General features: G+C 70.1%; 12 protein-coding genes. 3 read left to right on the top strand and 9 right to left on the bottom strand.

What is annotated here, in order from left to right; genetic code table 11:
- Positions 1-2: 2 nt before the first annotated feature.
- The 3 genes from ACQ66R_RS21145 to ACQ66R_RS21135 all read right to left on the bottom strand — a co-directional run bounded on the left by ACQ66R_RS21145 (position 3) and on the right by ACQ66R_RS21135 (position 3,250).
- On the bottom strand, positions 3-1,517 hold the full coding sequence (locus tag ACQ66R_RS21145) for a M56 family metallopeptidase (RefSeq protein ID WP_430425266.1): 1,515 nt from the start codon (positions 1,515-1,517) through the stop codon (positions 3-5).
- A complete protein-coding gene (locus tag ACQ66R_RS21140; protein ID WP_430425264.1) occupies positions 1,501-1,872 on the bottom strand; it encodes a BlaI/MecI/CopY family transcriptional regulator in 372 nt (123 codons plus the stop codon). The genes ACQ66R_RS21145 and ACQ66R_RS21140 overlap by 17 nt, the downstream gene beginning before the upstream one ends.
- Positions 1,873-2,173: 301 nt before the next feature.
- Positions 2,174-3,250, bottom strand: a complete 1,077-nt coding sequence (locus ACQ66R_RS21135) for a phytase (protein WP_430425262.1) — start codon at positions 3,248-3,250, stop codon at positions 2,174-2,176.
- A 431-nt stretch (positions 3,251-3,681) separates the two neighbouring features.
- On the opposite strand from ACQ66R_RS21135, the gene ACQ66R_RS21130 reads away from it, so the two are divergent.
- Positions 3,682-6,462, top strand: a complete 2,781-nt coding sequence (locus ACQ66R_RS21130; RefSeq protein ID WP_430425260.1) for a TonB-dependent receptor — start codon at positions 3,682-3,684, stop codon at positions 6,460-6,462.
- Positions 6,463-6,473: 11 nt separating this feature from the next.
- Entirely contained in the window at positions 6,474-7,982 is a 1,509-nt protein-coding gene (locus ACQ66R_RS21125) for a phosphoesterase (protein WP_430425258.1), read from the top strand.
- A 37-nt stretch (positions 7,983-8,019) separates the two neighbouring features.
- Here ACQ66R_RS21125 and ftsA read toward each other — a convergent pair whose 3' ends face one another.
- From ftsA to ACQ66R_RS21105, 4 genes are all read right to left on the bottom strand, one after another.
- The gene (ftsA, locus tag ACQ66R_RS21120; RefSeq protein WP_430426372.1) at positions 8,020-9,375 is read right to left on the bottom strand and encodes a cell division protein FtsA; all 1,356 of its coding nucleotides are present in this window, start codon (positions 9,373-9,375) and stop codon (positions 8,020-8,022) included.
- 19 nt (positions 9,376-9,394) lie between these two features.
- Complete coding sequence (locus ACQ66R_RS21115; protein WP_430426370.1) at positions 9,395-10,312, bottom strand: cell division protein FtsQ/DivIB; 918 nt, start codon at positions 10,310-10,312, stop codon at positions 9,395-9,397.
- Positions 10,248-11,225 (bottom strand): D-alanine--D-alanine ligase, encoded by a 978-nt coding sequence (locus ACQ66R_RS21110; protein ID WP_430425256.1) that lies wholly within the window; start codon positions 11,223-11,225, stop codon positions 10,248-10,250. Before ACQ66R_RS21110 ends, ACQ66R_RS21115 begins: the two co-directional genes overlap by 65 nt.
- A 281-nt stretch (positions 11,226-11,506) precedes the next feature.
- Complete coding sequence (locus tag ACQ66R_RS21105) at positions 11,507-12,883, bottom strand: M20/M25/M40 family metallo-hydrolase (RefSeq protein ID WP_430425254.1); 1,377 nt, start codon at positions 12,881-12,883, stop codon at positions 11,507-11,509.
- Between the two features lie 135 nt (positions 12,884-13,018).
- Here ACQ66R_RS21105 and ACQ66R_RS21100 point away from each other — a divergent pair, with 135 nt between their 5' ends.
- The gene (locus ACQ66R_RS21100; RefSeq protein WP_430425252.1) at positions 13,019-13,471 is read left to right on the top strand and encodes a PaaI family thioesterase; all 453 of its coding nucleotides are present in this window, start codon (positions 13,019-13,021) and stop codon (positions 13,469-13,471) included.
- A gap of 103 nt (positions 13,472-13,574) precedes the next feature.
- On the opposite strand, the gene ACQ66R_RS21095 is transcribed toward ACQ66R_RS21100, so the two are convergent.
- Together ACQ66R_RS21095 and ACQ66R_RS21090 are read right to left on the bottom strand one after the other, a co-directional pair.
- The gene (locus ACQ66R_RS21095; protein WP_430421526.1) at positions 13,575-14,705 is read right to left on the bottom strand and encodes a helix-turn-helix domain-containing protein; all 1,131 of its coding nucleotides are present in this window, start codon (positions 14,703-14,705) and stop codon (positions 13,575-13,577) included.
- A 129-nt stretch (positions 14,706-14,834) separates the two neighbouring features.
- A complete protein-coding gene (locus ACQ66R_RS21090; RefSeq protein ID WP_430425250.1) occupies positions 14,835-15,383 on the bottom strand; it encodes a histidine phosphatase family protein in 549 nt (182 codons plus the stop codon).
- Between the last annotated feature and the right edge of the window lies 1 nt (position 15,384).

Here is a 15,384-nt window from a genome sequence, read left to right as displayed (position 1 = left end):
GGCTAGCGGCGCGCGCCGTGTCGACGGAGAAGGTCCGCGATCGCGGGATTGGCCGCCATCGACAGGGGCGAGCGCATCTCTCCTGGTCGATTGCCGGAGGGCACGGCCAGGTTGGGATCGGCGCCCTGCTCGATCAGGTAGGCGACGACGCTGAGTTCGCCGCTCCGCGCCGCGGTGATCAGCGGCGTCTCATCGCCGAGCACGAAGCCGTTCACGTCGGCGCCCGCGCGGATGAGCATCTCGACCATGTCGCGACGGCCATGGGCGGACGCCGCGATGAGCGGGCTGCCGTCGCCGGGCGCGGGCTTGTTCACGTCGGCGCCGCTGCGGATCAGCAGTCGCGCGGTGTCCATGTCTCCGAGCCGCGCGGCCCGCAACAGCGGCGTGCCGTCGCCCGGCACGAAGTGATTTACGTCGGCCCCGGCCTTGACGAGGCCCCGGATGGCGTCCGGGTAGCCCTCATCGATCGCCTCGACCAGCTGGGCGCCCAGCTTGCGACTGCGCCCGGGATCGACCGGACCGGCCCCCATCACGCCCGGCGCATAGGCGATCGGGGTCAACGACGTCGTCTGGCGCGTCTCGATTCGCGCCGGCTGCGCGGCCCAGGCGATGGCGCCCGCACAAAGGCTGAGGCCCGCCACCGCCGCCGCGCCGCCGAGCAAGCGTTGTCTTGTGGCGATGGGCGCCTTGAGGAGCGCGATGCGTTGCTTCATCGGCCGCGCGGTGCGTCCAGGCCAGTAGCAGGCCAGGGGCGCCGACAGCGGCGCAATCTGGGTCTTCAGCATCGCCTCGGCGTAGGTGCGACGCGAGCCGGGGTACCGGCCGATCACCGCGGCGTCGCAGGCCAGTTCCTGGTCCATCCGCAGATAGTGGGCGGCCACGTGCACCAGCGGATTGAACCACGCCAGACAGCGCGTTGCGGCCACGGCGGCGTTCACCAGCGGGTCGCCGCGGCGGAAATGGGTCTCCTCGTGGGCCAGCACCAGGCGCCGCTCGTCGGCGTCGAAGCGGTGCTCGAAATCGGCCGGCGTCACGATGCGCGGGAAGATCACGCCCACCACCGCGGGCCCCACGCCGGGGGCTGCGGCACGGTAGATGCGGCCGTCGGGCGTCAGCGCGCCCAGCGAGCGGCGGAAGCGCGCCTGTCGCCAGGCCAGGACGCCCAGACTGACCGCCGCGCCCGCCAGCCAGACGCCGAAGAGCCAGGGCTCGGGATCGAAGGTCGGCGCGATCGTCCGCACCGGATCAGGCAGCAAGGCCTCGACGGTGAGCGGCGCCGCCTCGGAGCGCTCAGCCACCGCGACGCCCAGAGCCGAGTCGGCCTCGACCACGGCGCGACGGGCCGGCAGCAGGCTGGCCAGGACGGCGAGCGGGGCCATCGCCCAGAGCAGGTAGGTCGTCTGGGCGCTGAAGCTTCGGGTCATCATCGGTCGGAGCGCCAGGATCAGCAGGATCGCCGCGCCCAGCACCAGGTTGGCGCGCAGCACCAGGGCCAGCACCTCACTTGTCATCGTCATCGAGCTCCGCGATGAGGCGCTTCAGGTCGGCGATGTCCTGGGCGGTGAGCTTCTGGCGCTCGGAGAAGTGGCTGACCAGCGGGGCCAGGCGGCCGTCGAACAGGCGGTCCAGCAGCCCCTGGCTCTCGGACTCCACATACTCGTCGCGGGCCACCAGGGGCCGGTAGAGATAGCGCCGTCCGTCCTTCTGGGCGGACACCGCATTCTTGTTGAGCAGGCGGTTCAGCAGGGTCTTCAGCGTCGCCTCGGCCCAGCCCTGGGCCTCGCCCACGTCGGCGAATATCTCCTCGGCCGTGAGCGGCTCACGCCGCCACAGGGCCTCCATCACCAGACTTTCCGCGCCGCTGATCCGCATTGTCTACGCCCGTAATCGTTGGCGTACGTTCACGCGCGTAATCGTTGGCGTCAAGCCGAGGGCGGATGAAGATTTCGCAATGTTGCGGCCCGTTCCGCGCAGGCCTCACCCAAGTTCCTCACCCGCAATGGCGGGGGAGGGGGACCACGAAGTGGTGGAGGGGGCGTTGGGGCCGCGCCCCGCATAAACGATCTGCCTTGCCGCGAGCAGCGCCCCCTCCACGACTTCGTGGTCCCCCTCCCCCATCGTCATGGGGGAGGAACTTTAGGGCCGTCGCCGGCGGCTGGGTGGGAAGGAAAGCCTACAGCCCCAGCGCGGCCTTCACGCGGTCCCAGTCGACCAGCTTGAAGTTCTGACGCGCGCCGGTCGGGCCCGTATCGACGTCGTCCTGGACGACGATCAGACCATTCGGGAAGCCGCCCACCAGCCGGCCGGCCGCGGCCACGCCGTCGGTGCCGGTCACGGCGTCGACGCCGTTGCCTTCCACGACGCTGAAGCGGCCGTAGTACAGCGCCTCGTCGGCGTCGGTGACCTTCCAGACCGCGAAGGCCGAGTCGCCCTGGCTGGAGGCGATCAGCCAGGTGGCCGCCCCGTCTTCCAGCAGCGCCAGGCCCTCGACGTCGGGCATCAGCATCTGTGACGGCGCCTCGGCGATCAGCACGCCGGGCGTGGCCGTGGCGCCCAGGTCGTAGCGCCAGACGCCGCGGCCTTCCTCGCCCAGGTATAGGCGGCCCCGGGTGTCGTCGGCGACGCAGCCCTCGGGCTGGGTGGCGACCGCGAAGCGGCGCTCTTCGGTGAGTTGGGGCTTGCCGTTGGGGCCAGTGGCGACGCGCAGCTGGCGCACCTGGCCGTCGGTGCCGTTGACGATCATCAGGAACGCATCGCCCCGCCGCGCCAGGCACAGGCCATAGGGCTCGACCAGGTCGATGGGGACGGCGCCCCACAGCGTGAGTTTGAGGGTCGCGGGATCCAGGAAGAACAGCGCCGCGCCGGCGCCCGGCCGGCCGCGGTCGGACGTCGCCACCAGCACCTTGGGGCCCGAGGCGGTCGGGAAGCCCTCGCGCAGATCGACGTTGTTGGGCTTGCCGCCGGGCAGGAACTGCAGCTGCTTGCCCGCCAGGTCGTAGACATAGAGCCCAGCCTGCTTGTCGGTGCCGATGATCACGCCGCGCGTGCGGTCGGCGGGGTCGACCCAGATGGCCGGGTCGTCGGCGGCGTCGCGGGCGGCGGTGCCCACCGGCGGGGTCTCGGCCGAGGCCAGGACGGGTTTGCCCGCGCCAACGGTCATGCCGCCGGAGTCGGAGACGTCCTCCGGACCCAAAGTCGCGCACGCGCTCAGCATCAGGCCGAGCGCCGAAACCAGGACCGCCATACGCATGAAGAGCATCAACCCCGACCCGATCGCCCGCTTTCCGGGGCGTCGCGCGCCGTATGCACCGGCGCCGGCGACAGTTTGATGACGCGGCGATGACAGCCGCCGCGGCGGGATCCGCCGGGACCCCGGGTCGTCGGCGCGCGCGGGACGTGCGCCGCCTCGCGAGTCCCCGCGCAAGTCGAGCGAGGAATTCACGCGCCTTGGCGACAATCGAAGCTCGCAAATGTGAGTAGTTATTAGGCGCCTCGGGTCCCGCGACCCACCGCGGATGGAGACGTCCAGGCAACTCACAATCTTCAGGCGGAAGGGGCGCGTCGGAAGGACTGTGTTCGCGCGGCAACACCCGCCTCGAGTGTCGTCAGTCTGTCCTAATACTGTCGCCGCGCCGTCGTGGTCCCTGACTAAAGCCCGAGCCCGGCTAAGGGGGCCACGACATGCAACAGATCAAGAACATCACCCGGACGTCTCTCATGACAGGTGTCGCGCTGGTCGCCGTGCTCAGCGCCGGTGCGGCGTTCGCCGCCGACGACGCCGCGGCGCCTTCGGTCGAGGAAGTGGTGGTCACCGGCCGCCCCATCGCCGAGTCTCAGGCGGCCGCCCTGCAGATCCAGAAAGAGTCGCCCTCGCTGGTCAGCGTCATCGCCGCCGACGCGGTGGGCCGCCTGCCTGACCAGAACATCGCCTTCGCCATCGGCCGCCTGCCGGGCGTCGCCGTGGAGCGCGACCAGGGCCAAGCCCGCTACGTCAACCTGCGCGGCGCCAAGATCAACTGGACGACCGTGTCCTTCGACGGCCTGACCATCGTGAGCCCTGAAGGCCGCCAGTCGCGCTTCGACAACATTCCCTCGGCCCTGGCCAGCCAGATCATCGTCACCAAGGCGGTGACCCCCGACATGCCGGGTGAGACCATCGCCGGCAACGTCGATATCCGCACCCGCAGCGCCTTCGACCGCTCGGGCCTGTTCGTCGCCGGCAAGGCGGCCCTGGGCTATGTGGAACTGGGCGGCGGCGAGGAGTCGGACGTCTCGCTCGTGGTGTCCGACCGCTTCCTCGATGACCGTCTCGGGGTGCTGGCGCTGGGCTCATTCTACCACCGCAACATGGTCACCGATAACTGGGAGACCGACCCCTACCAGACCGCCGGCAACGGCCGCGACGCGCGCCCCGGAAACGAAGACCGCCGCTGGGCGCGGGAGTTCGAGAACAAGGCCTATCGACTGACCCGCGAGAACGTCGGCGGCGTCTTCAAGGTGGAGTACGAGTTCGACGAGAACAACAAGGTCGAGTTCAGCTCGATCTACACCGCGTACATCGATGAGGAGCTGCGCTCGAACTACATCTTCCGGATGGACAACGGCGCGACCACCACGGCCGCCACCGCGTGCCCGGCCGTCGTCGCGCCGCAGACCACGAGCGGTTTCGCCGACATCTGCAACGGCAATACGCCGCAGAAGGGCACCGTCTACGGCACGCAGATCACCGCCAATTTCAACTCTCTCGAGACCAAGGAATACACCTGGACCAACACCGTCGGCGGCAAGCACCGGTGGAACGACTGGGACGTGACGTGGAAGCTCAACTACACCCAGGCTGAGGACGGCCAGGACGCGCCGGCGCGGACCAACTTCGCCAGCCCCACCGCGACCACCGACCGGCCCACGGTGGACTATGACTTCACCGATCGCGACAACAACACCGTCCGGCTGTTCCGCACGGTGGTGACCGGCACCGGCGCCACGGCAGTCCGGTCGAAGGGCGCCGCGGTACAGTCCATAGACGGCTTCCTGCTGCCGCCGGTCACGGGCACCGCCGCCGCCATCTCGACCACGGACGGCGGCGATCCGACCTTCGCCTACACGGCCAAGTTCGACGCCGAGCGCGAATTCGAAATGTTCGACGCGCCTTTCAAGCTGAAGTTCGGCGGCCTCTACGGCGCGCGCACCAAGAAGCACGAGGAAAAGGTCTACGCGGCGACTCTCGCCCAGATCACGGCCGCCGGTCAGACCTTCAACTTCGACCAGATCCGCAATCTCAAGCCCTACCAGGCGGAACTGAAGCTGGGCTACGACTTCAACTATTTCTCGAAGGACGCCGTCGACAAGCGCGCCAGCGACCTGCTCAAGGCCGGGGTTCTCGTCCGCCAGAACACCAACGCCAACTACTTCCGGGTGCAGGAAGAAATCTTCGCCGGCTACGCCATGGGCACCTGGACCCAGGACTGGGGCAACATCGTCGCCGGCGCCCGCATCGAGCGCATCAAGAACACCGGCAGCGCCTTCGGCGGCGTAGGTGCGACGACGGTGCTGGTGTCGGCGAGCAATGACAGCGTCCTGGTGTTCCCGAGCGCCCACATCAACTGGGACCTCAACGACGAGATGAAGGTCCGCGTCGGCTTCACGTCGGGCGCCGCGCGGCCCGACTTCGACGAGCTGCGCCCCAACCTCGTGGCCAACGACTCCACCCAGACCATCTCGGGCGGCAACCCCGACGCCAAGCCCGAGCGCGCCTACGGCGTCGATGCGTACTACGAGTGGTACATGGCCTCGGGCGGATATCTGTCGGCGGGCGTCTACTACAAGGACATCAAGGACGCGTTGTTCAGCCAATCCGGCGTCTTCGGCCGCGATATCCTGAACTTCGGTGGCGTGGATCGCTCGGGCTATACGCTCAGCACCCTGCGCAACGGCGGCACGGGCCATATCCTGGGCGCCGAGGCCGCCATCGCCCAGTCGATCGAACCGTTCCTGGAAGACAGCAGCGCGCCTGACTGGGTGAAGGGCTTCGGCATCCAGGCCAACCTCACCCTCAACGACAGCGAGTTCAACGTCCCGAGCGTGGGCGGCGTGCCGAAGCGCAAGATCCCCGTGATCGGCGCCTCGGACGTGGCCTACAACATCTCGCTCTACTACGAGCGCTATGGCCTCTCGGCGCGGCTGGCCTACCAGTTCCGCACCGAATGGGGCCAGTCGGTCGGCGACTACCAGGTGCTCAACGGCAAAACCGTGCCGGTCACCAACGGCGATATCTACTGGAACGACGACGAGGAGCTCGACCTGTCGATCCGTTACCGGATCAACGACAATTTCGAGTTGACCTTCGACGCCGCCAACCTGACCAACGATCCCGGCCGTCGCTACGGCGACAGCGCGGCCTATCCCATCGAGTGGGAGCGGTTCGGTCGTCGCTTCATCGCCGGCGTGAACTTCACTTTCTAAGGCCCTCACACATGTCGCGTCGCCTGGGCGTCTCGTTCCTCGCCGCCGCCGCCCTCACCGGCGGCGGCCCCGCCCCGGCCCTCGCCCACCCCGGGCACGACGTCGAGCCGGTGGCCCCGGCCTCGGCGAAGGCGGCCAAGGTCGATCCGGCCTCGCGTCGCTGGCTGGCCGGCGATCACCACGTCCACAGCTGGTACAGCGCCAGCTGGAAGCCCTCGGCCGACGGCAAGTCGCCGCCGACGCCGATCAAGGCGGGCGACGCCAGCAATCCCATCACCACCAACGTCCGCAAGGGCGCTGGCTTCGGTCTGTCGTGGATGGTCTCCACCGACCACGGCGGTCCGAACCATTCGCAGTTCAACCGCGAGCAGGCCTATCCCGAGGTGCTGCAGGCGCGGCGGGAGAACCCCAACGTGCTGGTGTTCTACGGCATGGAGCTGAACGTTCCGGCCGCCGAACACGCCAGCATCATCATTCCGCGCACGCCCGCCGAGCGCGACGCGCTGTTCGGGATCGAGAAGGGTTACGACCGCTCGGAAGCCTGGCCCGCCGACCCGGCGCGCAGCACCGAGGGGCACATGATCGCGGCGCTGAAGCACATGGACGCCCTGGCCGACCGGCCGGTGGTGATCGCCAACCACCCGGCCCGCACCGCGAAGGGTGACGGTCAGTACGGCCTCCTGTCGCCGCAGGAACTGCGCAACTGGAACGATACGGCGCCGCAGGTCTCGGTCGGCATGGAGGGCGCCCCGGGGCATCAGGCCGAGGCCCTGCAGCGCGACGGCTCGCGCAAGGCCGACGGCGCGCGTGGCGGCTATGACAACGGCTTCCCGACGATGGGCGGCTACGACCAGATGACGGCCCGCCTGGGTGGTTTCTGGGATTCCATGCTGGGCGAGGGCCGGCGCTGGTGGGTGACCTCCACCTCGGACTCGCACCGCCACTACACCGAGGGCGGCCACGACTTCTGGCCGGGCGAGTATTCCAAGACCTATGTGAAGGCGGCTCGGACCTACGACGACGTGCTGGACGGCCTGCGCAACGGCCGGGTGTTCACGACGCTGGGCGACCTGGTCTCGGAACTCGACGTGGTCGTCCAGACGCCCGACGGACGTCGCCGCGCCGAGATCGGCGAACGGCTCAAGGTGGCCGAAGGCTCGGACGTCACCGTCGTGATCCGCTTGCGTGATCCCGCGGGCGCCAACTTCGGCGGCCAGACCCCCGAGGTGGCGCGCGTCGACCTGATCCGCAGCGAGATTGGCCCCCGCGTCGCCGACCGCACGACCGACAGCAACCCCCGCGCCCGCGTCGAGAAGCGCTTCACGCCCCGCGACTGGGTCCGTGACGGCGAACGCATCTCCATCGCCTGGACGATCCGGAACGTCACCGAGCCCACGTACCTTCGCCTGCGCGGCACCAACCGCGCCGACGAGCTGGAGCCCCAGCACGACCCGCTGGGCGAAGACCCGTGGTCCGACCTGTGGTTCTACGCCAACCCGGTCTTCATCGACGTGGACTGAGGCTTCCTTTCCCACGTGGTGGGAGTGGAAGAGGCTCCTACAGGTTGTCCCGCAGCCAGACCGCCGCCTTGGCGAACGGGTTGGCGGTGGGGTCCAGGGGCTCGCGGCGCAGCTTCGAGGACGAGAGCTGCTTGGTCGAGACCGCCTCCCGCGGGCCGAAGGCCGAGCGGTGGAGGATGCCGGCGGCGGCGGTGAAAGCCGGGCCCGAGGCGGCGTCGGCCAGGTGCGGCACGCGGCGCGGACGGCCCAGTCGCACCGGTCGGTCGAACACCCGGACAGCTACCTCGCGCACCCCGGCCAGTTGGCTGGCGCCGCCCGTCAGCACCAGGCCCGCGCCCGGCTCGATGGGCGCGCCGGCCGACTTCAGGCGGTCGCGCAGCAGTTCAAGGGTCTCTTCCACGCGCGGCGCGATGATGCCCTTGAGCAGGCTGCGGGGCGCCACGACCGGGCCCGCGCCGGGATCGTCGCCGCGCGGCGGGGCTTCGATCATCTCGCGGTCCTCGTTGGCCGAGGCGATGGCGCTGCCATGCAGGGTCTTGATGCGCTCGGCGCCGGCGATGGACGTCGATAGGCCGCGGGCGATGTCCTGGGTCACGTGCTGACCGCCCACCGGCACCGTCTCGACATGCACCAGCGAGCCGCCGCGAAACACCGAGGCCGAGGTCGAGCCGCCGCCCATGTCGATGCAGACGCTGCCGAGGTCGAGTTCGTCCTCTTCCAGGGCCGCCAGGGCCGAGACGAACGGCGCGGCGACCACGCCCTCCAGCTGCAGGTGGGCGCGCTCGACGCAGGCCCCCAGGGTGTTGAAGACCGTCTCGGCGACCGACACGACCAACAGCTCGACACCCAGGGTCTTGCCGAACATGGCGCGCGGATCGCGCACCCCGCCCTGCCCGTCCACGGCCCAGGCGATGGGCAGGATGTGGATGGCGCGGCGGCCCGGCAGCTTGATCTGGGCCAGGGCGTTCTGGATCGCGCGAATGAGGTCGTTGTCGCTGATCGGGCGGGCGCCGATGGACACCCGGCCGTGGACCCGCGACGAGCTGAGCATCCCGCCGGCGGTGGAGATGGTGACGCCCTGGACGTTCACGCCGGCCACGTTCTCGGCCCGCTCGACCGCCTGGGCGATGGCGTCGGAGGCTTCGTCGAGATTGACGATCGCGCCCCCGCGCACGCCGCGCGACTGGACATAGCCGACGCCGCAGGTGGTCAGCGTGCGGTCCCCGCGGCGCACGCCGTCGGGCTTCATGATGAAGCAGGCCACCTTCGACGCGCCCAGGTCGACCGCGGCCACAACCTTCGGCGGGGCCAGTGCGGCCTTCAGGCCGTCTCGGCTGTCCTTCTTGCCGGTCTTTTCCACGGACTTGGCTTTCGGCGGGCGTTCGGCGGTCATCGACATGCGTTCGGTCTCGTTACGCACCCTCCGCCGGGGGCGGAGCAGGCGCGGTGGCGACGGTGGGCGGTGCGGGCGGGCGCGGCCGGACGGCCACGACATCGGGATTGCGCAGGTCGATGCGCTCGAAGCCGAGATCGAGGATGCGCGAGCGCAGGTCCAGCTGCTCCAGCTGCATCAGCGCCTGCTCTTCTTCGACGGCCGGGAGCTGGATCAGGGCGCCGTCCTTCAGGCGAAGATCCCAGCGGCGGTCGTCGACCCGCACCAGGGCCTCCAGGCGCGCCATCAGCTTGGGACGCTGGACCAGGGTGGGGAGAATCTCGCCGGCGTGCTGGGCGCCGCCCGCGCCCACCACCAGCGGCAGCGTGGCGAACCGCGCGGGGTCGGCCTCGCGGATCACCTCGCCATGGTCGTCGATCACGACGCTCTTGCCGTTGTGCTGCCACACGGCCAGTTGGCGGCGCTCTTCCACGGCGATGACCAGGGTGTCGGGCAGCAGACGGACCACGCGGGCTTCCTTGACCCAGCCCACGGCCTGCACGCGCTGGCGCAAAGCTTCCAGATCCATGCCCATCAGCGGGTCGTCCTTGTGGACGCCGGCGGCGGCGATGATGTCAGGGGTGGCCATGGCCGAGGCGCCCTGGACGTGGACGGCGGCGAGGCGGAAGCCGGCGTCGCCGAACTTGCCGTCGATCCCGTGGCCCACGGCCTCGGCGATGTGCTGTCCCCGGCCGCCGGTGGCCAGGGTGACGCCCAGCGCGGCGGTCAGCACGCCGGCGGCGATCATCAGGATGTGGCGGGGCGTCAGGCGCGGCGCAGCCGCCGGCTCGGCCTTCGCAGAGCCGCGAGCCCCCCGCGTGCTTTGGGCCGAATTAGCGGGCGTCTTTACTCGGGGCTTCGCTGCGACTCGCGACTCCCCCCGCACCGCCGCGGGCATACGCATCCTCCGTGATCCAAAGCACCAGCCGGTCGAAGTCCACCCCGCCCGCGGCCGCCTGCTCCGGAACGAGGGAGGTGGGCGTCATTCCCGGCTGGGTGTTCACCTCCAAGAGGACCAAAACATCGTTAACGTCGTCATAACGAAGGTCCGACCTGGTAACCCCTCGGCAACCTAGGGCGGCATGCGCCAGCTCGGAGAGTTTCTTCGCCTTTTCAATCGCATGGGGCGGCATTCTGGCGGGCACGATGTGCTCCGAGCCGCCGTCGCCGTACTTCGCCTCGTAGTCATAAAAGCCGGTTTTCGGCACGATCTCGGTAACGGTCATGGCCTTGCCGTCCATCACGCCCACGGCCAGCTCCATCCCGGCGATATAGGGCTCGACCATCACCTCCTCGCCGAAGGTCCAAGACGGGGCCACGACCTCCTGCGGCGGGCGATTCGCGCCGTCGAAAACCAGGAACACGCCCACCGACGAGCCCTCGGCATTGGGTTTCACGACGTAGGGCGGCGGCATGACGTGGTCGCGCGCGACATCGAAGCGGTTGAAGAGCCCGCCGCCCGGCACCACGACGCCTGCCGCGGCCAGCACCGCCTTGGCCTTGGCCTTGTCCATCGCCAGCGCCGAGGCCAGCACGCCGCAGTGGGTGTAGGGCAGCCCCAGCGTCTCGAGCACCCCCTGGACACAGCCGTCCTCGCCCCATTCGCCGTGCAGGGCGTTGAAGCAGACGTCGGGCTTCAGGGCCGTCAGCACCTGAGCCAGGTCGCGCCCGGCGTCCACGCGGCTCACCCGGGCGCCCAGGCGCTCCAGCGCGTCGGCGCACTCGCGGCCCGAGACCAGGCTGACCTCCCGCTCGGAGGACAACCCGCCCATGAGGACGGCGACGTGGTGGCCTGAAAGGGGCAGCGACATGGGCGACTCGTAGCGGCTGGAAGCAGTCGTCTGCCCGTGACGGACGGGCGGCCACGGGTCAAGCCAAGAGCCGGCGCAAGCCCTGCGCAGAACCGCTGCAGCGCCACTCACCGTCGAGCTGCGAGCGCACCGCAGGCGCTGTATTGTCTATCCACGAACCACACGAACCACACGAACGCGACCAATCTTCCGAAGCCTGCGAGTGGCCCACTCCGTTCGTGTGGTTCGTGGTCAAACTAGGCGGCGCTGACGCGCCACCGCAGCCCAACGGCTCGCGCGACCTACTTCGCGGCCCCCGCAGCCGGCTTGGGCCGGAAGTCCACGTCGGAATTGGCCACGGTGTACAGGAAGGCCGCCCAGACCGCGGTGTTCTGCGCCAGCTCCTTCGGGTCGATCTTGTCCAGCGTGTCGTCGGCCGCGTGGTGCAGGTCGAAGTAGCGGCTCATGTCCTGGTTGAAGTCCACGAACGGCACGCCGGCCGAGATCAGGCCCGAGATGTCGGCCCCGCCGCTAACGGGCGGCGCGCGGCTCACCGTCACGTTCATCTTGGGCAACGCCGCGCGGAACGCGGTCATGGCTGGGTGGCCCGCCGCGGCCGGCGGGGTGCTGACGCTCCAGATGCGCCCGGCGCCGCCGTCGCTCTCGCCCGCCACGATCATCTGGCCCACCTCGGCCTTGTGGGCCGCGAGATAGGCGCCGGACGAGCCGCCCTGCTCTTCCGAGCCCCACATGACCACCCGGATCGTCCGCTTCGGCTTGCCCGCCTGGGCCACCAGCTTGGCGGCGGCGGTGGTGATGCCGATGCCGGCCGCGTCGTCGACCGCGCCCGTGCCCGGATCCCAGCTGTCGAGGTGGCCGCCCAGCACGATCACCTCGTCGGGCTTCTCCGAGCCGCGGATCTCGCCCGAGATGTTCCAGGCCGGCGACGCCGGGTTGGTGGACGAGGTCATGTCCAGCTTGACGGTCACCGGCTTGCCGCGCGCGGCCAGCCGCTCCAGCAGCTCGGCGTCGGGCGGGGACAGAGCCGCCGCGGGGATCCCGCCCGGGGCGCCGCCGCCGGTGTGCGGCAGCCGCGTGTCGTCGGTGGAGAGCGAGCGGACCAGGTAGCCGACCGCACCGCGCTTGGCCGCCTCGGGCGCCCCGGACCGTCGCTGGACGCCGACGGCGCCGTAGCTCGACCCGTCCTGCGTGCGGCCCATGGACTGGGTCACCACGGCGATCTTGCCGTTCAGCGACCCCACGGGCTGGTCCAGCATGGCCTGGTAGGTCTTGAACACCACGATGGGCGCGGTGATCCCGCCCGCCGGGGTCGACGACGAACCGCCGAGGCCCAGGATCGCCAGCTTGTGCGGCCACGGCCCCACCACTTCGGCGGACTCCGCGCCGCGCGACCACGTCGGGGTCGTGAAGGCCTCGACCTTGATGTTCTCGAAGCCCAGCGCCTTGAACTTCGCCACGGCCCAGTCCCGGGCCCGCTCCATGGCGGGCGAGCCGGTCATCCGGGCGCCGACCTCGCTGGTCAGGCTCTCGGTGATGTCCCAGGCCAGGGTGTCGGTCAGGGCCTTGTCGCGGACGGCGATCGCGCCGGCGGTGAGATCCTGGGCGGAGGCGGCGGTGGCGGCCAGCAGGCCGGCGACGATCAGAGGGAGGATGCGCATGTGCGCCGGTCCCATCGCACGGGATTCCCGTCAAGAGCCACTCACAGCATCACCGGCAGACCACGTCCGCCTGCCGCTGCCGCCACCACGTTGTCAGCATCCTGGCGGCAGGATGCCTGGGCAAAAGGAGATCCCATGCCCGTTCCGACCGCCCTGGACGGCCTGCCCCGCCCGGCCTGCGCCGAGCTGCTGGGCTGGGAAGTGGTGGAGGCCCGGCCCGCCGACGGCTGGATCCGCATCCGCTTCGAGGGCCGCCCCGAGTTCGTCAATCCGGCGGGCCACATCCAGGGCGGCTTCCTGGCGGCCATGCTGGACGACACCATGGGCCCGGCGATGTTCATCTACGCCGAGGGCAGGATGTTCACCCCCACCATCGAGCTGCACGTCAGCTACCTGGCGCCCGCCCGCCCCGGCCCGCTGTACGGCGAGGGCCAGGTGGTCCAGGCGGGGAAGACGATCGCGTTCCTGGAAGGTCGCCTGATGGATCTGTCCGGCACGGTGGTGGCCAAGGCGACCGCGACCGCGCGGCTGGTGCCGGCGGGGAAGGCGCTCACTCCCTCCCTTAATGGGGAGGGACAGGCCGCGTGAGCGGCCAGGGTGGGGAAGTGTGGGCCGGAACTCAGAGGTCGGGGATGATCAACACCTCCCCACCCTGATCGCTTCGCTGTCTAGCGGCATGATGGGTAACAGATTAGCCCGGTTGGATAGGTAACAGTTTGCGGCCGTGTGGATCGATGAGGCCGATGGGTTGGCGGTAGAACCAGACGCGCCAGCCGTGGTCGATCTCCTCGATAGCCACGCCCTCGCCGGCGAGGGCGTGGCTGATCTGGACGAGTTCGCCGCGCCACTTGATCTCGCCGGTGGTGCGCACCTTGCGGACCGCGAGGTCTGATCCGTACTCGGGCTCCGGAAGGCGGCGGGGCATGGGCCGGGGCGAGGGGCTGTAGAACCGGGCGGGGGTGAGCTGGTCGAGCGCCTGATGAGGCCGGTCGTGATTGTACTCCGCGCGGAAGGCGGCGAAGCGCCGGGCCTGAGCCTTTCGATCGGCGGCCGGCGGCGAGAGCGTCTCGAGCAGGGTGAGATGCAGGCGCTCCAGGCGACCGTTCTCCTGCGGCCGGCCAGGAAGGATGCGCTCGGGCTGGATGCCCAGCTTGATCCACCAGACCGACAGCGCCGAGAGGCCCGTGGGGCTGGCGGTGGCGAAGGGCGGGCCGTTGTCGGAGCGGATCACCTGCGGCAGACCATAGGTGCGGAAGGCCCGCTCCATCACCGGCCGCGCCTCGGCCGCCGACGTCCCGCCGCCGGCCGAGACCGTCAGCAGGAAGCGGCTGTAGGCGTCCGCCAGCGTCAGCGGCTCGCAGCGCGACCCGTCGCCCAGTCGCACCCAACCCTTGTGATCCACCGCCCACACCTGATTGGGCCGCTCCGGCGTCACCAGCGCTCCAGCCCGCACCGGCGCCCGCCGCCGAAGCCGCCGGCCCTTCACCAGCCCCGCCTTGCGCAGGATCTCGTCGGCCGTCGAGTGCGAAGGCCACGCCAGGTCCGGATGCAGCGCTTCCAGCCGCGCCACGATCTTGCGCGGCCCCCAGTGCGGCCGCGCCCGCCGCAACTCCACGATCTTCTCAGCCAACTCCGGCGACGTCGAGCGGCCATGCCTCAACGGCGCATGCGAGCGATCCGCCAGCCCCGCCGGACCCTCCGCCGCATACCGACCCAGCCACTTGTAGCCCACGCGCCGGCTAATCCCGTACGCTTCGCAAAGCTCCGTCATCGAAGCCTCGCCCGCCAGACACTCACCCACAAACCGAAGACGCTGATCCATCGCGAACGCCTCAAGCCACGGCATCGCACAGCCCCCAAAGCGAGAACTGTTACCCCTCTATCCGGGCTGGTCTGTCACCTCTCTATCCGGGCAGGACAGCGGCCTGTCCCTCCCCATTAAGGGAGGGAACTAGGAAATCCGCTCCACCAGCCCGCCCTGCGCGTCCAGCACGAAGGCGTCCGGGGTATGCAGGTTGCGCCAGAGGTCGTGGGCGTCGAGGCCCAGGAGCTTGGCGACGTAGAGGCTGAGCACGGTGCCGTGGGTCACCGCCACCAGGGGCCGGCCCTTGTGCTGGGCCAGCGCGCGGGCCAGCCGTTCGCCGGCCTCGTCCGCCGTCTCGATGCCGCCGACCGCCTCCCCGGGCGAGGCGAAGATGCTGGCGATCCGCTCGCGGAACGCCGCCTCCGTCCCGAACGACAGGTGCTGGCGCTTGTGCTCGTGCAGGCCGGGGTCGATGCCGACGGTCAGGCCCAGGCGCGACGCGATGATGTCCGCGGTCTCCTTCGCCTTGGGCTCGGGGCTCGCGACGACGGCCACCGGCCGGTAGCCCGCGATCTTCCCGGCCAGCGCCTCGACGGCGGCGCGGCCCTCGGGGCACAGCGGCCAGGTGGTGGGCGGCGTGTCCGGGTCGATCGCCGGGCGGCCGTGCCGCACCAGGATGAGGGACGCAGCCGTCATC

Origin of the sequence: Phenylobacterium sp. (genome assembly GCF_965284355.1) — a bacterium.
Classification (GTDB): domain Bacteria; phylum Pseudomonadota; class Alphaproteobacteria; order Caulobacterales; family Caulobacteraceae; genus Phenylobacterium.
This window is presented reverse-complemented; position numbering and strand designations above follow the sequence as displayed.